This window comes from Candidatus Poriferisocius sp., from assembly GCF_965208355.1.
Classification (GTDB): Bacteria; Actinomycetota; Acidimicrobiia; order Acidimicrobiales; family Bin134; genus Poriferisocius.
Genome location: NZ_CBDBOM010000003.1, coordinates 2,888,134 through 2,906,880, shown reverse-complemented (window position 1 = coordinate 2,906,880; position 18,747 = coordinate 2,888,134). Strand labels below are relative to the sequence as shown.

Genomic DNA, 18,747 nt, shown 5'->3' with positions numbered 1-18,747 from the left:
TGACGCCCTACCGATTCAGCAGCAGGCTGGCGGCTTGGGGGCAGGGCATGCCGACCTCCACGCCAGCGGTGGCGGCAAGGGCGTTGGCGGCAGAGATGATGCCGTCGTGGTAGTGGGACAGGCCGCTTCCCATGCGGGCCCGGCGGGCGTCGACGGTGGCACCGGCCAGGCCGTCGGCCTCCACGATGTAAAGCCCGGCCATGCCGGAGTCGTCCATGCCCCGCCCGCCGTCGGAGCATATAAACCCGAACGGTCGGCACCGGCGCAGGTAGGGCACCGCCGAGCGGCCGGTGTGGCCGGCGGTGACCAGCACGTTGCGGTCAGTGTCCTCGGCGGTGCCGAAGGCGATGGAGTCGGCGGCCACCACGCAGCGCCCGTCGGGGGAGGTTTCCATGACCGTGCGGTTGGTGATCTCTGAGGCGGCAGCCTCAACCGGATCGTTGTCCAGCAAGGCCGCGGCCGCCTCTCGCACCGCCATGCCCGCGCTCACCCCGCAGTCCAGAGCCAGCTGGTTGACGTAGCTGATCAAGCCGTTGTTGTAGAGGTGTACGCCGTCGCCCAAATGAGCGGTCATCACGTCGGCCACCGCGGCGGGAATGCCCAGAGCCTCCAGGTACCACAGCCCGGCGATGGCCGATCCCTCCGGCCCCACCCCGCAGTCCATCCCAATGGCCGCTCGAGGCCGGTGCTCGGCGATGAATCGGGCAGGCAGCACGCCGCAATACGACGAGTTGACGCACACGTCCCGACCCCGGTTGGCTTCGTCCACGTCGTAAGCCGAGTCCATGCACATCACCCGGCCCCGGGTCGAGGCCAGCACCTCGGTCTGCTTGTCAGCGCTCTGGCTCATCGACTCTCCCCTAGGTTCATCGGCGACAGATCGATCCTGCCTGGCCCATTGCTCACCGGCGGTCCTTCGGTCGGCTGATGGGGCCCCGGTCGAATGTCTGATCGTCCACCCCCTGGTCCCGCAGCTCCACTTTCCGCACCTTCTCCGACGGGGTCTTGGGCAGCTCAGGGGTGAAGCGCACGTAGCGGGGCACCGCGAAGTAGGGCAGGCGACGGTCGGCATACGCCCAGAATTCATCGGCGCTGAGGGTGGCGTCGGGCTCCAAAACCACCGCGGCCAGCACCTCGTCCTCTCCGGCCTCCTGGTCGGCGGGCACCGCCACCACCGCCACCTCGGCAATGGCCTCATGGCCCATCAGGGCCTGCTCCACCTCGAACGAGCTGATGTTCTCCCCCCGGCGGCGGATGGCGTCTTTGAGGCGGTCGACGAAGTAGTACCAACCCTCGGCGTCCCGGCGGAGTCCGTCGCCGGTGTGAAACCACAGATTCCTGAACGCGTCCCAGGTCTGCTCGGCCATGCCGTAATAGCCCATGCATGTGGTCCACGGAACCCGGGAGCGCACCACCAGCTCGCCAACCTCTCCCACCGGCACCTCCTCATCGGTGTCGGGGTCCACAAGGCGGATGTCGAACCAGTCCCGGTTCAAGAGCCCGGCCGCCCCCGCCGGGCGATCCTCCCCGTAGGGGGTGAGGATGGGCATGCACGTCTCGGTTAGCCCGAACACCTCTACGAATGCCTCGATCCCGAACCGAGCCTTGAACTCCTCCAGCACGCTCGACATGGTGGGAGCGGCGAACACGCACCGAAGCTGGTTGTCGGCATCGGCTTCGGTGAGGGGCTGCTGCCATACGAAGTCCATCATCACCCCGACGAAGTTGGTGACGGTGGCCCCGCTGTGCCGCACTTGGTCGAGCCAATGGCTGGCCGAGAACCGCTCTTGGAGCACGTAGCGGGCTCCAGCGATCAGCGCCGGATAGGCGGCCAGGAAGTGCGAGTTGCCGTGGAACAGCGGCCCGCACGACATGTAGGCATCGGCGTCGGTCAGCCGGGTGAGCGACACGCACTCATCGGCGAACAGGTGCATGTGGGCGTGGGGCATCATCACCCCTTTGGACAGCCCGGTGGTGCCCGACGTGAAGAACACCGACCCGAGGTCCCGATACGACACCTCGGGCAGGGCTTGGGCGGCGCTGTCTTCGCTGAGCAGGGTATCCCAGCGCTGCCACCGCAGCCCGGCCTCGTCCAGCACCCGTCCGCCCTTGGCGATCTCGCCGTCGTCGCCCAGCAGGTAGAAGCAGCCGATGGAGCCCACCGCCTCGGGCAGCTCGACAAACCGGTCGGCGTAGTCGGCGTGGATCACCGCCGCCGACGGCGACACCGTGGCGGTCTGGTGTTCGAGGAATGATCCCCGGTAGGCGGTGTTGATCGGCACCTCGGCCATACCGGCCACCGCTGAGCCCAGCCAGCTCCAGATGTAGGCCGCCGAGTTGGGCGCCATGATGAGCAGCCTGTCGCCGGGAGCGGCCCCGCCGGCCAGCAGTCCCCGCCCCACCCGCTGGGCAATGTCGTAGCTCTGGGCATAGGTGAACCGCTCGGAGGTCCAGCCCACCTCCAAGTAGGTCTTGTCGCCGTGGGTTCGGGCCCGCTCGGCCAGCACCGCCGGCGCGCTCCACAGCGCCTTGTCGTCGAAGGTGGGCCGGTACTGGTCGTAGTAGCGGGTCATGGAACAGGCCTGTGGCTGGGGCAGCGCAAACTCATCGGGCGGTTCTCGGGGGGAATTGCGGACGGCGCTTTTCCATGAACGCGGTGGCGCCCTCGACCATGTCGGGTGACCCGATGGCCTGGGCCAGAATGCCCAGCCCGGAGGCCATGTTGTCGCGCAGCTGGTTCCAGTACACGTTGGAGCTGATCTTGGCCGCCTCCAGATAGCGGGGGCTCATGGCCAGCAGCTCCTCGCACCACCGCAAGACCTCGCCCTCCAGTTCTTCGTCCGGCACCACTGCGTTGATCCACCCCATGTCGCAGGCCTGCTGAGCGGTGTATTTGCGGCACAAGAAGGCCACTTCTTTGGCCCGCTTCTCCCCGACGGTCATGGCCAGCAGGTTGGTGCCCCCCAGTACCGGGGCGCTGCCCACCTTGACCCCGGTCTGGCCCAGCTCGGCCGATGCCGCGGCGATGGCGAAGTCGCAGGCCACCACCAGTTCGTTGCCGCCCCCGAAGGCCGGGCCGTTCACCGCGGCGATCACCGGCATGGGGGCGTTGCGGATGGCGTCGAACAGCTCCAGCGAGCCGTAGAACATCGTCCGCAGCTCATAGAAGTTCGCTTCGGCCAGATTAGCCAGATACCCCCCGGCGCAAAATGCCCGGCCCTGGCCGGTGATAACCACCACCCCGGCGTCGACGTGCTCCCGGAATGCGGCGATGATCTCGTCGATGGTGTTGCGGTCATAGGAGTTCAATCGCTCGGGCCTATTCAGCCTCAGCCAGACGATTCGATCGTTTCGCTCGACGATGATGTCGTTCACGGTTGTCCCCCTGTTGTAGCGCGATTTATTCGCAGCGCGTACTGTCCGGCATCGTATGGCGTTCGAGCTCGACTCCGACACACGGGCCATTCAAGAAGAGGCCCGGGCGGTGGCCCGCCAAGTGGCCGCGTTCGCCGCGGAGGCCGACGAGGCCAGCCACATCCACCAGCCCACCCTCGATGTGCTGCGGTCCAGCGACCTTTGCTCGCTGATGGTGCCGGCCGCTCATGGCGGTCGCCACGAGCGAGTGGATCCGCTGGCGGTGTGCGTGGTTCGGGAGGCCCTCATGCGGGCTTCGTCGCACTTGGACTCGTTGTTCGCCCTCCAGGGCATCGGCAGCTACGCCATTGCCGTAGCCGGCACCGACGAGCAGCGTGAGCAGTGGCTGCCCCGAGTGGCTCGTGCCGAGGTGCTGGCCGCGCTGGCCCTGACCGAACCGGTGGCCGGGTCCGACCTGCGGGGGATCGAGACCACGTTGACCGACCACGGCGATGAGGTGGAGCTGAACGGGGCAAAATCGTTCATCTCCAACGCCGGGGCGGCCGGCTTCTACACCACCATGGCCCGGGAGGAGAACCGGTTCTCGCTGGTGCTGGTGCCCGCCGATGCCCCGGGCGTGTCGATCGAGCCCTCGCCGGAGATCATCGCCCCCCATGTGCTGGGCGAGGTGATCTTCGACGGGGTGCGATTGCCGGCCTCTGCCCGGCTGGGCGATCCCGGCGCTGGTTTCCGCCATGTGCTGGCCACCCTGTCGGTATTCCGCATCTCGGTGGCTGGGGCCGCCGTGGGGCTGATGGACGGTGCGCTGACCTGTGCCGCCAGCCACGCGGCCACCCGAGAGCAGTTCGGTCGACCGCTGGTGCGGCTGGGACCGGTGGCGGGACTTCTGGCCGACTCTTGGGCCGAGTTGGAGGCCACCCGCCTGCTGGCCTACGCCACAGCCGAGGCCGCCCGGGAGGATCCGTCGGCCTACCTCGACCGGTCGTCGCTGGCCAAGCTGGCCGCCACCGAGGCGGCCAGTCGGGTGGTGGACCGCTGCGTACAGGTGATGGGCCGATGGGGGCTCATTCGGGGCTCCGACATCGAGCGCTACTACCGCCAGGCCCGACCCATGCGCATCTATGAAGGCGCTTCCGAGGTGCTCCGGCTGGGCATCGCCACCCGGCTGTGCGACGAAGTTGCCGACCGACAGGGTGAGGAGGGGGAGTAGGCGATGGCGGTGGATTGGGGCCTTGACGGCCACGTGACGGTGGTGACCGGGGCCAGCCGGGGTTTGGGAGAGGCCGCAGTCCAGGCCATGGTGGCCGAAGGGGCCAAAGTGGTGGCTGCGGCCCGCTCTGAGAAAGCCCTGGATGCGCTGGCCGACCAACTGGGTGACGCGGTGGCTGCCGTGCCGTGCGACATGCGAGACCGAGACGCAGTGGCCGGGCTGGTGAACGAGGCGGTGAGCCGGTTCGGCCGACTCGACTCGGTGGTCAACAACGCGGGCATCGCTCCCGCCTCCAAGTTCGTCGACCAGCCCGACGACGTGTTCGACGAGGTGCTGGCCGTGAACCTGGCCGCCCCTGCGGCCCTGGCTCGTCGAGCTGCATCACATTGGATTGACGCCGGGCGGCCCGGATCGGTGATCAACGTGGCCTCGACATCGGGGCTCAAGGGCAAGCCGACTCTGGCCGCCTACTCGGCGTCTAAAGGCGGGCTGATGCGGCTTACCGAGGCGCTGGCCGGAGAGTGGGCCCGCTACAACATCCGGGTGAACGTGATCGCCCCCGGAGCGTTCGAAACCGATGCCCAGGCCGCGGTTTTGGGCGATCCCGACACCCTGGCCGCCCGGCTCCGCAAGATTCCCGCCCGCCGCATGGGCCACCCCGATGAGCTCGGACCGCTGGTCTGTTACCTAGCATCGGAGGCGTCCGGGTTCGTTACCGGTTCGTGTTTCGTGATCGACGGCGGAGAAGTGTCCAAGCTTTGATGTTGAAGCTCTGACAATGAAAATGGCCAAGGGAGGAAAGAGATGACCATGCAAGCTGCTGCAACGGATGCGCAAGCTGGGTCCAACAACGCGGTCCACAGCGAGTTGGGCAGTCCCGCACTGGCTGGCGGGGAGCTGGCCGCAATCTCCCCCAAGTTCGCCGAGGGCTACGCCCGCATCCGCGACGTGACCGACCGAGACGGGGCCTGCCCCGCGTGGGCCAAGGCGCTGTACATGGCCTGCGCCGCCGCGGTTCGGGGCCAGCCGGAGCTGACCCTTAGGGAGATGACCCGGTCTCGCGAGTTGGGGTTGAGTCTGAGCGACGCTCGGGGCGCATCGCTGGCCGTGCTCATCTCCCGGGGCGAGGCCACCTACAACGCCTTTGCCCGGGCCATCGACCAGGCATTCGACATTGCCGCCGACCAGTCCTCCGAGCCGATTCCCGACTTCTCTCTGGATCGCCAGGCCGCGCTGGACTACTTCCAGAGCTACTTCGGGTTCGTTCCCGACTACATCGAGGTGATGGCCGACAATGCCCCCCGGGCCTTGGAGGGCTACGTGCTCATGCGGCAGTGGTCGCTGGCTGAGAACATGCTCGACGCCAAGCACGTGGAGCTGCTGCTGTGCACCATCAACGCCGCCGAGTTCTCCAGCCGGTTCGTGAACATCCACGCCAACGGCGCCCGCAACGCCGGGGCCTCCGAGGCCGAGATTACCGAGGCGGTGGTGTGCGCCATCCCCATCTCCGGCGTGGCCTCCTGGCTGCCCGGCGCCGACGGCATCATGGAAGGCCGCCAATAGGTTTGCCCGCCACCTCCAAGGCAGGCAGCGGAGGCTCACCCCCATGACCGGACTCATCGACGTCCACGCCCACATCGTGCTGGAGGGCACGATGGGCGCGGCCGGGCCGTGCGGTCCCGAGATCGGCGCCCACGACGACGGCACCCCCTGGTTCCGGGTGGGGGGCTACCAGCTCGACGGGGTGGCCTACCGAGGATCGCTGTTCATCGAGCTGGATATGCGCCTCGAGGCCATGGACGCCCAGGGGATAGCAGTGCAGGCCCTGTCGCCCAATCCGCTCTCCTACCTGCACTTCATCGAGCCTCAGTTGGCCATCGACTTCTGCCGCCGCCACAACGATGATCTGGCTGCCGCGGTGGCTGCCCACCCCGACCGCTTCGTCGGGCTGGCCGCGCTGCCCATGCAGGACGTGGACGCCGCCTGCACGGAGCTTCAGCGGGCGGTGCGGGACTTGGGCCTGCTGGCCGGCTACACCGGCACCGATTTCGGCACCCCGCTGGACGACCCGGCCCTCGACCAGCTCTGGTCGCTGTGTACTGAGTTGGACGTGCCCCACTTCTTGCACCCCACCCAGTCGGGCATAGACGGCCCGCTGCTCGATCCCCGGCTGCGCCGCTGGGACCTCGACCTGGTGCTGGAGTACTCCTACGAGGAGACGGTTGCGGTGGCCACCCTGGTGTTCGGCGGGGTCACCGAGCGCCACCCTGACTTGGATCTGTGCCTGTCCCACGGTGGCGGCACCACGCCGGTGCTGTTGTCCAAGCTCCGCAAGCTGGCCGAGCGCCGCCCCGCCGCTCCCGAATGGATCAAAGAACCAGGGGTATTCGACCGAGCCCTCAGCCGCCTATGGTTCGACTGCCACATCACCGGCCCCGCCGAGCTCAATCTGGCCTTGGAGCAATACGGCACCGACCGCCTGGTCTACGGCACGAACTTTGGCGGCTGGGACCGGGGCACGGGCCCCGACGTCGCCGACCTGGCCGAAACTCTCAACGCCAACGCCACCCGCCTGCTGAGGCTCTAAGCCCCCTCTTGCTGGCGGGCGGCCCAGCGGGCGTTGGAGACGGCCTCTACTTCGGGGTTGCCTTCGAGGAAGGTCTGCTCCAGTAGGCGGTGGGCGATGCGCCAGCCGTCGGGAGTGCGGACCATCTGGTCGATGTACTTGCCGCCGACGATGAAGGTGTCGCCGCCCGGAGTGTCGGCGATGTACTTGGTGGCGATGAAGTAGCAGCCGGCGATGGCCTTGTCGCCGTCCACCTGCGCCCAGTGACAGCCGTTGATGTGCTGGCTGGCGTCGGCTGGCTCCAGCGAGGAGGCGCACTTGGCCACGATGGCCTCGAGCCCCTCGAATCGCTCTCCCCGATAGTCGGCCACCGCGTCGGGCAAGAAGACCTCCTTGAGCGCCTCCCACCGGTGGTTGTCCAGACTCCAGGCGTAGCGAATCTGGATGTGGCGAATGGCGTCGCGATCCAAGAGGTCTTGAATGCGCTCCACGTCTAGGCCCTGTGCGTCTTCTGATCTGGTCTCCATAGGCCGCTCAGATTACGGTGCCGGGCGCAGTCAATTCACAGGAGGCAACGATGAGCGGAAGACTGGAAGGGCGGGTGGCAGCCATCACCGGGGCGTCCAGTGGCATCGGGCGGGCCGCGGCTGAGCGTTTCGTGGAAGAGGGCGCAAGGGTGGCCATTGGCGACATCCAGGACGACGCCGGCCAAGAATTGGCCAAATCCTTGGGCGACGCCATCTACGTTCATTGCGACGTGACCTCCGAAGACGACGTGGCCGGACTGGTGGACGCCGCGGTTGCCGAATTCGGCCAGCTCGACGTGATGTACAACAACGCTGGCATCGTCGGCGCGGTCGGCCCCGTCGACACCACGCCGGCCGATGAGTGGCACGCCAGCATCGACGTGCTGCTCCACGGGGTGTTCTACGGCGTCAAGCACGCCGCACGGGTGATGAAGCCCCGGATGACCGGCTCGATCATCTCCATGTCCAGCACCGCCGGGGTGATGGGCGGCTTGGGCCCTCACGCCTACGCTGCGGCCAAGCACGCCGTGGTCGGCCTGACCAAAAACGCCGCCGCAGAGCTGTGCCGCTTCGGCATCCGGGTCAACTGCATCGCCCCTGCGTCGATGCTCACTCCGATGGTGGCCTTCGCCCACACCGGCGATCACACCAACATGGACGGCGCCCGAGAAGAGCTCACCGCCAACTCCCCGCTGATCGGCCGCCCCGGCCTAGCCGCCGACGTGGCCAACGCCGCTCTGTGGCTGGCCTCCGACGAGTCGGGCTACACCAGCGGCCACACCCTGGCCACTGACGCCGGGTTCACCACCGGAGCCCGCGCCGACGCCCCCGGCTTCGCCGACTACGCCCCCATGATCCGCGAAGCCGGTCGCACCGGGCTGTAGTGGCCGCAGGCTCCAAAGAGAAGACCAAGAGAATCCAAGGAGTAACGTCGAATCGTGCCTGAAGAAGCCCCACTGCTGGCCAACGAGGAGGATCACCCCCAAGAGGTGGTCTACACCGACGGCGACCGCCGGATCGTGACCATGGACTCGGCCCGCTATGTGGACGCCCGCAACCGGGACACTGACGTGGTGGTGCCGTCGTCGTATTTGGGCGTGCTTCCCGCCCGCCTCATGGCCCCCCATCGGCCTAAGGGGGTCATCGGCCACGACGGCTGCATCGGCAAAGACGGCGCGGGCATCTCCGGGCTGTGGTTCCTGGAGGCACTGGGCATCCCCGCGGCCACCGCCGACGGGATGAGCGCAGAGCTTGGCAACGGCCTCGATCTCTTTGAGACCGGGGTCATATCCCGGCTCAACATCTACGCCGAGCGCTGCGGCGTTGTGGAGGGCATGGCGGTGGCCGAGGCGGCCAAGCTGCTGTTGAACAACGATCCCGGCGAGGTGGACGAGGGCACCAAGATTCGCCGCGAGGTCAAGGCCACCACCGACGCCGGACGACAGATCGTGGTCACCGACTCCATCGTGTTCGCCCTGCCCGAGGACTCCCGCAATGTGCTGGTCACCGCCGGCCACACCGGGCGCAGCGGTGCCGACTTTCTCTTGGAGGTGAGTCCCCACGGATTCATCTGCTCCGACGGGGGCCGCAGCAAGAACGACGCTGGCATCGCCGGATTGGCCATCACCGAGGCCCACGGACTGGCCGGAGCGTGCTGCGATGCGTGGAGTGCTCCGGTGGGCGATGCGTTCAAGGCGTACGATGAGGGGATAATCAGCGCGTGCAACCAGCCGGCCCGCGACCGGGGCGTCGAGGTGGGAATGTCCGTCAAAGACGCGGCCGCAGCCCTGCTGGGGGATTGAGAAGGACCGAGCCAGATGTCTGAGCCGACGCCCATCGTGATCACCGGGGGAACTGTGATCGACGGCACCGGCGCCCCGCCCCAGCCCAACACGGCGGTGTTGCTGGAGGGCGACCGGATTGCCGCCATTGGCCCTGATGCTGGGGCTGACCAGCCGGACGCCACCGTCATCGACGCCGCCGGATGCACGGTCATGCCCGGACTCATCGACGCCCACGTCCACTGCACCTTCGACGACGTGCAGTCCAACGACGAGCTGTTCTTCCACCGCGACCACACCCTGGCTGCCCTCATTGCCGCCCAGAATCTCCAAAAGCTGCTGCTGGCCGGGGTGACCGGGTTCTGCGACCCCGACACGTTGTTCTCCATGGGCCCATCGCTGCGCGACGCCGTGGACGCCGGTGTGGTGGAAGGCCCCCGGATGGCCACCGGAGTGCAGGCCTTGGTCACCGCAGTGGGCGGCACCGCTGGGCGGCTCATCCCCGACACCGGGGTAGTGGGCTACGCCCAGGTGGTGACCACCGTCGACGAGATGATCCAGATGACCCGGCGCCACATCAAGTACGGGGCCGATTGGATCAAGATCCACGCCACTGGCTCGATCCCCCGTCACAAGGGTGAGCTGTTGGCCTGGAAGCCCGAGGAGCTGAAGGCGGTGTGCGACACCGCCCACGAGCTGGAGACCCCGGTTATGGCCCACGCCCGCTCAGCCGACAGCACCCGGGCTTGCGCCGAGGCCGGAGTCGACCTCATCCTCCACGCCTCGTTCATGGACGAAGCCGGCCTAGAGGCGGTGATCGACGCCGGTGCCGCCCTCATGCCCACCTTCACCTTCTTGGCCAATCTGGCCGACTACGGCCACCTGGTAGGCGCCGGTGAGGGTATGCAGGACGTGTTCCGGGGCGAGATTGAGGCCACTGCCAAGATGATGGCCAAGGCCCACGACGCCGGAGTGCCGCTGCTGTGCGGCTCGGAGTCGGGGTTCGCCCTCACTCCCTATGGCCACTGGCATGCCCGGGAGATGGAGGTGCTGGTGGAGTCGGTGGGGCTGTTGCCGCTTCAGGCCATCGCCTGCGCCACTGCCAACGGGGCCATCGCCCTGCGCATGGAAGGGGAGGTGGGCACGCTGGCGCCGGGCATGGCCGCCGACGTGCTGGTGGTGGACGGCGACCCGGCCGCCGATGTCACCGTTCTGGCCGACCGGTCCAACCTCCGCCAGGTGATCAGCCGGGGCAAGCCGGTGGACTTGGACCGTCCCTGGCCCACCCGGGCGCCCATTTCCGGCGAGAAGGTGGCCAACTGGGCCGCCCAGATCCTCACTAGGGATCTGCTCAACTAGGCCGCGGCGAACACCACCGGGTAGCGGCCGAAGTAGGGCCGGGTGGTGGAGGCGTCCATCTCCGGTGGATCGTCGGGGTCGGGGCGGCAGCCGTGGTCGAACAAGGTCTGTACCGCCGCCGGCACCAGCCCGAACAGGTGGGTATCCAAGTCGTCTCCGTCCGCGAAGGAGACTCCCGAGGCCAGGTCTTGGCCGATGCAGGCGTGCATGCCCTGGCCGAAGCTCAGCCCCCACGGGGCAATGCCGTCGGGCAGAGCTCGGTCGGGGTTGAAATCGGCGGCATCGTCGCCGAACACCGACTGGTCCCGGTTCACCGACAGTAGATCCAGCGTGACCCGGTCGCCTTCGGCGATGCGCACCCCGCTGGACAAGTCGATATCGGCCAGCGCCCAGCGCATCCCGGTGGGACTGGAGGGCTGGAGCCGTATGGTCTCGTGGGTGCACTTCTGCACAAAGAGCCGGTCTTCGCGCACCCGATGCTCATCCTCGGGGTGCTCGGCCAGCCAGCCGAAGATGTTGTGCACCACCCGGTTGAAAGCGGTGGCGGAGGTGTGGGCCCCGGCCAGCATGTAGAAGGCGATCTCCCGGCGAATGGTCTCCTTGCTCAGCTCCAGTCTGTCTTGGTTGTGCATCAGCACCATCAGCACGTCTTTGGGCAGATCGTCGGTGTCGATCTCCCCGGCCTCGAATTGGTCGAGCAGCGCCTGGCGCCGATTCATGCCCGGGGTAAGGAACTCGGCGTCGAATGCATCCAGGGCAGCCTCGATCTCGACCACCTTGGCCTCTTTGTCGCCGGTGTAGTGGGCCAGGGTGGCCCCCTCGATGAAAGTGGTCAGGTAGTCGTAGAGGTGGAAGGTCTCCTCCGGGGTTCCTTGGGGCCGGTCCACCCCGGCGGTGAAGGCGGCCAGGTTCATCATCACCTGGTGGCCGAGCTTGACCAGCTCCGCTTTGCCCTCGGCCAGATAGGGGGCCAGCGTCGCCTCGATGATGGGCGGGAACAAATCCTGCTCGTACAAGGTGAACGTGTCCCGGCGGAAAAGGCGGTTCTCGAGGCGACGGCGATCCCGGTGCTCATCGCCATGGAGGTTCACCACCACATCGCTCATGATCACCTCGCCGGCGTCGTATAGGGCTTGGCGAAGGTTCTTGTTCCGGTAGCACTCACGGGCTTCGGCGAACGTGGTCACGGTGATTTCTGCCATCTCCGGTATTTTGCCATAGCGAATTGTCTGTTAGGGTCCCGAACTTGTGTACGTCCGATCAGTGCACATCCAACGATCTGGAGGGGTATCCATGTCCAAGCTCTTGAAGGTTCTGGCGCTGCTCTTTGCAGTGGCCCTGGTAGCTGCCGCATGCGGCAACGATGACGACGATGGCGGCGCCGCACCCGCTCCGGCGGCCACCGAGGCGCCGGCAGCGGACGATGACGACGACCACGAACACGAGGACGACGACGACCACGACCACGAACACGAGGACGACGACGACCACGAAGAAGAAGAGATGGCCGACGAGATGCCCGGCGTAGTCGAAGAAGACGGCGACATGGCTGAAGAAGACGACATGGCCGAAGAAGAGATGGTCGAGAGCTGCGGGGCCAACACCGACGGCGATGTGCGCGGTGTTGACACCGAGAACGGCGTGATCACCCTCGGCACGTCCCAGCCGTTTACCGGTCGGGCCGCCGTCGCTGGCGAGGGTCTGTTGGGCGGCTTGCAGATGGCGGTCGACGAGGTCAATGCCGCTGGCGGAATCGACGGCTGCACCTTCGAGCTGGCATGGGAGGATGACCGCTTCGAGATCGAGCAGATGGTTACCAACGTCCGCAAGATGATCGAACAGGACAACGTGTGGGCGTTTGTGGGGACCGCAGGCTCGCAGGCCATCCCGTCCACCTATCCCGACATCGAGGCCGCTGGCACCCCGCTGTGGGGGCCGGTGTCGCCCGCCGACCAGGACATCCAAGAGGTGTACCTCACCAACCCGACCCGTACCGAGCAGGGTCGCATCTGCATCGACTACTTCGCCGAGCAAGGTGTGACCAAGGTGGCGGCCATCGGCCAGGACAATGAACTGGGCGAAGAGGCGTTCAACGCCATTGATATTCAGGCGCCCGTCAACGGCATGGAGATCACGGCCAAAGAAGAGGTTGAGGTGCTTTCTGACGTGGTCGGCCCTGCCGTGCTAGCGGTCATCGACTCTGGTGCCGAAGCAGTGCTGACCGCACTGGACAACGCCCAGAATGGCCTGGTGCTCGACCAATTCCATGAGGCCGGATTCGACGCCCTGGTGTGCTCCGATGCCGGTTCCTCTGGTGCCGGTGGCCAGAACACGGTTGGCTTGGCCAATCCCGAGGCTGCCGACGGGTACCTCGGTGCCCTACAGGTCGCACTGCCCGACGGTGACCACGAGTTTGTCCAGCACTGGAGTGCGCTGTGGGACGCCTACGACGGTCCCGGTAAAGATGGCGGCGCCCCCAACTTCAGCCTTCAGACCTACTCGATTATCACCGCATTCTTCGAGCTGTTCGACCGGCTGGACGGGGACTACTCCTATGAGAACTTCCACGCCACCGCCGAGGCGTTGACGAATGATCCCATTCTGGTGCCCTCCATCCCACCGGTGGCCTGCGGGACACTGCCCGGCGGCCACAGCTGCGCTTCCGGTGCCGGCGTTGCTCAGTATGACGCTGCCACGGAATCCTGGAGCCAGGTCCGGGGCTTCCAGCAGCCAAATTCCTGATCTAGAGCAATCCCTGGGGCTAGCCCACAACGGCTAGCCCCAGGGCTTTGCCCAGATGCGGGATTCCGACAAAATGCCTTAAGCGGCTGAGGGGGAACAGGAGTGGATCAACTCCTCCAGCAAATTGTGGTTGGCTTGGAGGCCGGCTCGAGCTACGGCCTCATCGGCCTGGCCATCGTGGTCATCATGAAGTCCACGGATGTTCCCAACTTCGCCACCGCGGAAATGGGGCTGGTGGCCGCCTACATGGGCTGGTTCCTATCCGCTGACCCTGACAAGGGCGGCGTGGGCTGGCCCTTCTGGCTGGCCATTGTCCTCGCGTTGGCCTTTGCCGGGGTGTTTGGGGCCATCACCCAGTTCTTCCTGGTCCGTCCCCTGACCGGGCTGTCAACACAACCCTTGGCGGCGTTCTCCGCCCTCGGTCTGGGCTACATCAGCATTGACTTCCTGAACAATGAGGGGCTTCCCACTTTCCTGGACTGGTTCCCGGTCACCAGCGAGGGATTCCCCCTAGCGGTGGCGGTGATCTTGGCCATCATTACCGCGGTTTTGACCTACCTGATGATGCGCTACTGGGTGAAGCCCCTCGGCAAGGTGGATCACTTTCCGCTGCTTCTGCTGACCATCGGTCTGACATTCGCGCTGGGCTCTCTGATCGAAAACCTGTGGGGAGCTACCCCGCAGCGTTTCGACGCTCCGTGGTCGGGAGAGACCTTCGACCTGGGCAGCACCCGGATCGGGTGGGACCAGGTCGTCACCATCGTGGTGGGGATGGCCATCGTGGTGGGATTGGCGCTGTTCTTCCGATCCAAGTGGGGGGTGAGGATGAGGGCGATCGCCGAAGACGGCCCCACCGCCCGAATGCTGGGCATCAACGCCGGGGCAGTCTCGCTTATTGCCTGGGCCATCGGGATTTTCGTGGCCGGGGCCGCCATGATCCTCAACACCAGTTCCACGGTGTTGGAGTTGGGCAGCGCTGAAGGCCTCATTCTCAAAGGGTTTATTGCCGCGGTACTGGGCGGATTCGTGTCGATGGGGGGAACATTCGCCGGCGGTCTGCTGGTTGGATTGGGGGAGGCCCTGGCCGGCGGTCAGATCTCCACCAGCTTGCAGCCCACCATCGCTCTGCTGGTGGTGGTTGTGGTGCTCTTGGTGGCTCCAGGCGGATTCAGCCGTACCGCTAGGACTCGGGAGGTGTAGGCGATGACAGTTGCCTCCGCTCCTCCCCGACCTCTTTACCCACCCAAACCCCCTGGGCTTCGCCGATATCAGGAGCAGCTCACCACTATCGGGGTATTCGTCTTCCTGGCGTTTCTGCCGTGGATTCCCATTCTTGGCTGGACCGACATCTTCGACAGCGGCAACAACTTCGGACGAGGGAATCTTGCCTTCGTCTTCGCCTACGGTGCCGCCGCGGTGGGCTTCAACTTGTTGGTGGGCTACTCGGGAACCTTGGGTTTGGCCGTGGCCGGGCTGTTTGCTCTGGGGGCATATGGCACCGCAGTGCTGTCGGCCCCCAGCGACGCCCGAGAAGCACTGTCCGGGTATGACTGGCCATTCTTTTTAGCTCTACCGGTGGTGTGCATTGCCGCCGCCATCATCGGAGTGCTGGTGGGCTTTCCCGCCGCTCGGCTCAAGGGCTTCTTCCTGGCCATCGCCACGCTGGCCCTCGGCGAGCTGATCGTCACCATCATCCGGCTCGACGATGACGTATGGAGTGGCCTGAAGACCAACGGCGGCACCGGCAAGCAGGTTCCCCAATTTCTTGTTCCCGGTCTCGACCGCATCCTCAGCGCCTACATGCTGTCGCTTGGGGCGCTGTTTCTGATGATGTTGGCCTACATCGTGCTTACCAACCGGCGTTTGGGCCGCACCCTTAAGGCGGTGCGCGACATCGACATCGCCACCGGCCCCCTGGGCATCTCGTCTACCTATTACAAGCTTGTCGCCTTTGGCCTGTCGGCTTTCGCCGCTGCGCTGGCCGGGGCCATGTGGGCCCAGAACAGCTCGTTTGCCAACCCATCCACCTTCCGCACCCGGCTGCTGGTCTTCTTGCTGGTGGTGCTGATCGTCGGTGGCCTGGGCCGCAAGTGGGGGCCGTTGATCGGCGCCATTTTCTTTGTGTTCCTGCGCCAGAAGCTGCAAGACACCCAGAAGCTGCTGTTCTTGATCTTGGGAATCGCGCTGATCCTGGCCGTCCTCGTCTTGCCCAACGGGATCGCAGTGTTGCCCAAGCAGATTCGCGACAGCCGGTGGGTGAAAGACCTCCAGCGAAGACTGGAGTCGTTGTTGGACTTCTCGACATGAGCGTCGTCGAAACTGCTCCGTCGGGTGCCAGCCCCGCCGATGCCGTTGCTTCGCTGGCCGTGGAGGACCTACATGTGGCCTTCGGCGGAAACCGAGTGCTGATAGGGGTTGACCTCAACTTCACCCCCGGTTTCAACGGGCTCATCGGGCCAAATGGGGCGGGCAAGACCACGGTATTCAACGTGGTATCCGGCTACGTTCGCAGCAGCGAGGGGGCAGTCCAACTACACGGCGAGGATGTGCTGCATATGTCCCGTACCCAGCGGGTCAAAGCCGGCATCGGTCGCACGTTTCAAGCCCCTCGGTTGATTCTCGATGCCACCGTGATGGAGAACACGCTGTTGGGCCGCCATCATCTGTTCCGCTGGGGGCACTTTGCCGAACTGTTGCTCTTGCCCCAGCAGCGTCGGGAGGAGACCGAAGCCCGCCAGATCTGCATGGACATGCTCGACCGGTTTGGGCTGGCCGATGTGGCCCATGAGGAGGCCGGCGCCCTATCGCTGGGTTCACAGAAACTGGTAGAGGTGGCCCGGGCCCTGGTAGCCAACCCCACTGTTGTGCTGCTAGATGAGCCCGCCGCAGGGTTGGGCGCCGACGACGTGACCGTGCTGCTGCGGGGATTGCGGGAGATCCAAGCCGAACGCAACCTGTGTGTGATCATCATCGAGCACGACCTGCAATTGGTGACCAGCCTGTGTCCCAAGATCAGCGTGCTGCATTTCGGCGAGATCATCTCCGAAGGCAGCCCCGAGCATGTGACTTCTGATCCTGCGGTCATCGAGGCCTATCTGGGCCACGGCTTCGAGGCCGAAGACGGCGGCGAGATTCACGAGGTGGAGGGGCCGCTGTCGGAGCATCACCACATCGACCATGTGGAAGAAGAGAGTTCGCTGGAAGAGGTGTGGACCGATGACGACGCCCCTGAGCAGGAGGAGTCGTCGTAGTGCTGCTCGAGATTAACGACCTGGTTTCGGGCTACGGCCGCCTCGAAGTGCTGCACGGAGTCTCGCTGTCGGTGGAAGAGGGCGAGATCGTATCGGTGCTGGGGGCTAACGGCGCGGGCAAGACCACTTTGCTGCGGGCCATATCCGGCGTGCTGGACACCTGGTCGGGTTCCGTGGTGCTCGATGGGGAGAATCTGGGCAGCCTGGCCATCGAGCGGCGGGCCATGCGAGGCCTCGGTCACTTGCCCGAGGGGCGGGGCATCTTCCAGAACCTGTCGGTGAAGGAAAACCTGGAGCTGGGACTAGGGCTGCGGACCGACGGCGCGGCGGCAGTTCGCCGCGACCGCGACCGGCTGTTTGACCTGCTGCCCGCGCTGGCCGAAAAGATCGGCGAGCAGGCTTCGTCGTTGTCGGGCGGACAGCAGCAGATGCTGGCGCTGGCTCGGGCCATGATTACCCGGCCCAAGCTGCTGATGATCGACGAGTTGTCGTTCGGCTTGGCCCCCAACTTGGTGGACCAGCTGTTCGAGCTGGTGGTGGACCTGCGGGAAGAGGGCGGCACCACCTTCTTGCTGGTGGAGCAGAACGCCGGGGTGCTGGAGGTATCCGACCGCACCTACGTACTGCGCACCGGAAACAACGACATCAGCGGGCCCTCGGCCGAGTTGCGGGCCTCCCACGACCTGGTCCGCTCCTATCTGGGCCACTGACGCTGATGCCGGGCCGCGTGCTGGTAACCGGCGGGGCGTCGGGTATCGGTGCGGCCACCTGCCGAGTATTGGGGGGTACGGGTTGGGACGTAGTGGCTACCGACATCGCTCCCGCCGACGGGGTTGTCGGCCTAGACGTGACCGATGAGGTTGCCTGGGATCAGGTGCTGGACCAGGCGGGGCCGCTGGCCGGCCTGGTGAATTGCGCCGGCATCCGCACCCGCAGCTCGATTGCGGATACTTCGGTTGAGGAATTCCAACGCCATATGCGGGTGAATGTGGTCGGCACCTGGCTGGGCATCCGGGGGTTTTTGCGCCGCCACCAGCCCGGCGAGTCAGGGGCCATCGTCAACGTGTCTTCGGTGAACGCAGAGATCGCGGTACCCGACCAGGCCCACTACGTGGCTTCCAAAGGGGCGGTGTCGGCGCTGACCCGGGCCGCGGCAGTGGAGGCTGCTCCGCTGGGGGTGCGGGTAAATGCGGTAGCACCGGGGCCGGTGCGCACCCCCATGACCGCAGAGCGGCTGGGCGACCCGGAGCAGGCCGCCTGGCTGGACGCCCGGGTGCCGATGGGCCGGGTGGCCGAACCGGCCGAGATCGCCGAAGTCATCTCGTTCTTGCTAAGCGACAAGTCGTCCTACATCACGGGCGAAGTTCTATTCACCGACGGAGGGTGGCACGGAAATGCCTGACTCAACATCCAATTCGATTTCAGGGCTGGTGCCCCTCGACGACTTCTACCACTTCGGCGTTGTGGTTACCGACCTGGATGCGGCGATGGCCGAGTGGAGCGCCATCCATGGTTTCGAATGGGGAGTCGTCCAGAACCGGGAATTCATGGTGCGCCAGCCCAATGGGGTGGTGCTGGCTGAGTTCCAGTTCACCTACTCCATTGCCGGGCCACCCCACATTGAGCTGATCAGGGGAGCTCCCGGCACCGTTTGGGATCCGGCCACTGCGGGCGGCGTGCATCATCTGGGCTACTGGAGCCATGACCTAGTGGCCGACGCCCAACGACTGGCCGACGCCGGCTACGAGCCCTTGGCCTCTTACGACGCGGCCGACGGTCGCCCGCTGGGCTTCACCTACCACTGGTTGCCCACCACCGGACTCCGGGTGGAGCTGGTGGACGCCAACCGCCGCCAAGACTTCCTCAACTGGCTGGCCGGGGCCGACTTCCCCGCTGCCACTGACCGCTAGTCGACAATCCGCCGATAGCCTGAAAT

Annotated in this window: 19 protein-coding genes; 14 read left to right on the top strand and 5 right to left on the bottom strand. The window is 66.0% G+C overall.

What is annotated here, in order from left to right; genetic code table 11:
• Positions 1-7: 7 nt before the first annotated feature.
• From ACOGXH_RS14865 to ACOGXH_RS14855, 3 genes are read right to left on the bottom strand one after another with little or no spacing between them, the layout of a single operon-like run.
• Complete coding sequence (locus ACOGXH_RS14865; RefSeq protein WP_419929867.1) at positions 8-850, bottom strand: hypothetical protein; 843 nt, start codon at positions 848-850, stop codon at positions 8-10.
• 52 nt (positions 851-902) lie between these two features.
• The gene (locus ACOGXH_RS14860) at positions 903-2,573 is read right to left on the bottom strand and encodes an AMP-binding protein (protein WP_419929866.1); all 1,671 of its coding nucleotides are present in this window, start codon (positions 2,571-2,573) and stop codon (positions 903-905) included.
• Positions 2,574-2,604: 31 nt separating this feature from the next.
• On the bottom strand, positions 2,605-3,366 hold the full coding sequence (locus ACOGXH_RS14855) for an enoyl-CoA hydratase/isomerase family protein (RefSeq protein WP_419930385.1): 762 nt from the start codon (positions 3,364-3,366) through the stop codon (positions 2,605-2,607).
• Between the two features lie 64 nt (positions 3,367-3,430).
• Between ACOGXH_RS14855 and ACOGXH_RS14850 the strand changes: the two genes are divergently transcribed.
• Genes ACOGXH_RS14850 through ACOGXH_RS14835 form a run of 4 tightly spaced genes read left to right on the top strand, consistent with a single transcriptional unit; the run spans position 3,431 to position 7,172 of the window.
• Positions 3,431-4,585, top strand: a complete 1,155-nt coding sequence (locus tag ACOGXH_RS14850; protein ID WP_419929865.1) for an acyl-CoA dehydrogenase family protein — start codon at positions 3,431-3,433, stop codon at positions 4,583-4,585.
• Between the two features lie 3 nt (positions 4,586-4,588).
• Positions 4,589-5,347, top strand: a complete 759-nt coding sequence (locus ACOGXH_RS14845) for an SDR family NAD(P)-dependent oxidoreductase (protein WP_419929864.1) — start codon at positions 4,589-4,591, stop codon at positions 5,345-5,347.
• A 42-nt stretch (positions 5,348-5,389) separates the two neighbouring features.
• Positions 5,390-6,148, top strand: a complete 759-nt coding sequence (locus ACOGXH_RS14840; RefSeq protein ID WP_419929863.1) for a carboxymuconolactone decarboxylase family protein — start codon at positions 5,390-5,392, stop codon at positions 6,146-6,148.
• Between the two features lie 43 nt (positions 6,149-6,191).
• Positions 6,192-7,172: an amidohydrolase family protein gene (locus ACOGXH_RS14835; RefSeq protein WP_419929862.1), complete on the top strand. Its 981-nt coding sequence runs from the start codon at positions 6,192-6,194 to the stop codon at positions 7,170-7,172.
• Here the strand turns inward: ACOGXH_RS14835 and ACOGXH_RS14830 are convergent.
• Positions 7,169-7,678: a nuclear transport factor 2 family protein gene (locus ACOGXH_RS14830; RefSeq protein ID WP_419929861.1), complete on the bottom strand. Its 510-nt coding sequence runs from the start codon at positions 7,676-7,678 to the stop codon at positions 7,169-7,171. The genes ACOGXH_RS14835 and ACOGXH_RS14830 overlap by 4 nt on opposite strands.
• 50 nt (positions 7,679-7,728) lie before the next feature.
• Between ACOGXH_RS14830 and ACOGXH_RS14825 the strand changes: the two genes are divergently transcribed.
• From ACOGXH_RS14825 to ACOGXH_RS14815, 3 genes are read left to right on the top strand one after another with little or no spacing between them, the layout of a single operon-like run.
• Complete coding sequence (locus tag ACOGXH_RS14825) at positions 7,729-8,562, top strand: SDR family oxidoreductase (protein ID WP_419929860.1); 834 nt, start codon at positions 7,729-7,731, stop codon at positions 8,560-8,562.
• 54 nt (positions 8,563-8,616) lie between these two features.
• Positions 8,617-9,480 (top strand): hypothetical protein, encoded by an 864-nt coding sequence (locus tag ACOGXH_RS14820; protein WP_419929859.1) that lies wholly within the window; start codon positions 8,617-8,619, stop codon positions 9,478-9,480.
• Between the two features lie 15 nt (positions 9,481-9,495).
• Positions 9,496-10,818 (top strand): amidohydrolase family protein, encoded by a 1,323-nt coding sequence (locus ACOGXH_RS14815; RefSeq protein WP_419929858.1) that lies wholly within the window; start codon positions 9,496-9,498, stop codon positions 10,816-10,818.
• Here the strand turns inward: ACOGXH_RS14815 and ACOGXH_RS14810 are convergent.
• On the bottom strand, positions 10,815-12,020 hold the full coding sequence (locus ACOGXH_RS14810) for a cytochrome P450 (RefSeq protein ID WP_419929857.1): 1,206 nt from the start codon (positions 12,018-12,020) through the stop codon (positions 10,815-10,817). The genes ACOGXH_RS14815 and ACOGXH_RS14810 overlap by 4 nt on opposite strands.
• 91 nt (positions 12,021-12,111) lie before the next feature.
• Here ACOGXH_RS14810 and ACOGXH_RS14805 point away from each other — a divergent pair, with 91 nt between their 5' ends.
• The 7 genes from ACOGXH_RS14805 to ACOGXH_RS14775 all read left to right on the top strand — a co-directional run bounded on the left by ACOGXH_RS14805 (position 12,112) and on the right by ACOGXH_RS14775 (position 18,721).
• Positions 12,112-13,560, top strand: a complete 1,449-nt coding sequence (locus ACOGXH_RS14805; RefSeq protein ID WP_419929856.1) for an ABC transporter substrate-binding protein — start codon at positions 12,112-12,114, stop codon at positions 13,558-13,560.
• A 102-nt stretch (positions 13,561-13,662) separates the two neighbouring features.
• Entirely contained in the window at positions 13,663-14,760 is a 1,098-nt protein-coding gene (locus ACOGXH_RS14800) for a branched-chain amino acid ABC transporter permease (protein ID WP_419929855.1), read from the top strand.
• Between the two features lie 3 nt (positions 14,761-14,763).
• Complete coding sequence (locus tag ACOGXH_RS14795; protein ID WP_419929854.1) at positions 14,764-15,867, top strand: branched-chain amino acid ABC transporter permease; 1,104 nt, start codon at positions 14,764-14,766, stop codon at positions 15,865-15,867.
• The gene (locus tag ACOGXH_RS14790; RefSeq protein ID WP_419929853.1) at positions 15,864-16,811 is read left to right on the top strand and encodes an ABC transporter ATP-binding protein; all 948 of its coding nucleotides are present in this window, start codon (positions 15,864-15,866) and stop codon (positions 16,809-16,811) included. Before ACOGXH_RS14795 ends, ACOGXH_RS14790 begins: the two co-directional genes overlap by 4 nt.
• On the top strand, positions 16,811-17,521 hold the full coding sequence (locus ACOGXH_RS14785) for an ABC transporter ATP-binding protein (RefSeq protein ID WP_419929852.1): 711 nt from the start codon (positions 16,811-16,813) through the stop codon (positions 17,519-17,521). The genes ACOGXH_RS14790 and ACOGXH_RS14785 overlap by 1 nt, the downstream gene beginning before the upstream one ends.
• A 5-nt stretch (positions 17,522-17,526) precedes the next feature.
• Positions 17,527-18,213 carry an SDR family NAD(P)-dependent oxidoreductase gene (locus ACOGXH_RS14780; RefSeq protein WP_419929851.1) on the top strand — a complete coding sequence of 229 codons (687 nt, stop codon included), beginning with the start codon at positions 17,527-17,529 and terminating at the stop codon, positions 18,211-18,213.
• The gene (locus tag ACOGXH_RS14775) at positions 18,206-18,721 is read left to right on the top strand and encodes a VOC family protein (protein ID WP_419929850.1); all 516 of its coding nucleotides are present in this window, start codon (positions 18,206-18,208) and stop codon (positions 18,719-18,721) included. Before ACOGXH_RS14780 ends, ACOGXH_RS14775 begins: the two co-directional genes overlap by 8 nt.
• The last annotated feature ends 26 nt before the right edge of the window (positions 18,722-18,747 follow it).

What these genes read in the sequence shown, in the direction of transcription:
- ACOGXH_RS14865 (WP_419929867.1), bottom strand. Translation starts at nt 850, where the DNA reads ATGAGCCAGAGCGCTGACAAGCAGACCGAGGTGCTGGCCTCGACCCGG.
- ACOGXH_RS14860 (WP_419929866.1), bottom strand. Translation starts at nt 2,573, where the DNA reads ATGACCCGCTACTACGACCAGTACCGGCCCACCTTCGACGACAAGGCG.
- ACOGXH_RS14850 (WP_419929865.1), top strand. Translation starts at nt 3,431, where the DNA reads ATGGCGTTCGAGCTCGACTCCGACACACGGGCCATTCAAGAAGAGGCC.
- ACOGXH_RS14845 (WP_419929864.1), top strand. Translation starts at nt 4,589, where the DNA reads ATGGCGGTGGATTGGGGCCTTGACGGCCACGTGACGGTGGTGACCGGG.
- ACOGXH_RS14840 (WP_419929863.1), top strand. Translation starts at nt 5,390, where the DNA reads ATGACCATGCAAGCTGCTGCAACGGATGCGCAAGCTGGGTCCAACAAC.
- ACOGXH_RS14835 (WP_419929862.1), top strand. Translation starts at nt 6,192, where the DNA reads ATGACCGGACTCATCGACGTCCACGCCCACATCGTGCTGGAGGGCACG.
- ACOGXH_RS14830 (WP_419929861.1), bottom strand. Translation starts at nt 7,678, where the DNA reads ATGGAGACCAGATCAGAAGACGCACAGGGCCTAGACGTGGAGCGCATT.
- ACOGXH_RS14825 (WP_419929860.1), top strand. Translation starts at nt 7,729, where the DNA reads ATGAGCGGAAGACTGGAAGGGCGGGTGGCAGCCATCACCGGGGCGTCC.
- ACOGXH_RS14815 (WP_419929858.1), top strand. Translation starts at nt 9,496, where the DNA reads ATGTCTGAGCCGACGCCCATCGTGATCACCGGGGGAACTGTGATCGAC.
- ACOGXH_RS14810 (WP_419929857.1), bottom strand. Translation starts at nt 12,020, where the DNA reads ATGGCAGAAATCACCGTGACCACGTTCGCCGAAGCCCGTGAGTGCTAC.
- ACOGXH_RS14805 (WP_419929856.1), top strand. Translation starts at nt 12,112, where the DNA reads ATGTCCAAGCTCTTGAAGGTTCTGGCGCTGCTCTTTGCAGTGGCCCTG.
- ACOGXH_RS14795 (WP_419929854.1), top strand. Translation starts at nt 14,764, where the DNA reads ATGACAGTTGCCTCCGCTCCTCCCCGACCTCTTTACCCACCCAAACCC.
- ACOGXH_RS14790 (WP_419929853.1), top strand. Translation starts at nt 15,864, where the DNA reads ATGAGCGTCGTCGAAACTGCTCCGTCGGGTGCCAGCCCCGCCGATGCC.
- ACOGXH_RS14780 (WP_419929851.1), top strand. Translation starts at nt 17,527, where the DNA reads ATGCCGGGCCGCGTGCTGGTAACCGGCGGGGCGTCGGGTATCGGTGCG.
- ACOGXH_RS14775 (WP_419929850.1), top strand. Translation starts at nt 18,206, where the DNA reads ATGCCTGACTCAACATCCAATTCGATTTCAGGGCTGGTGCCCCTCGAC.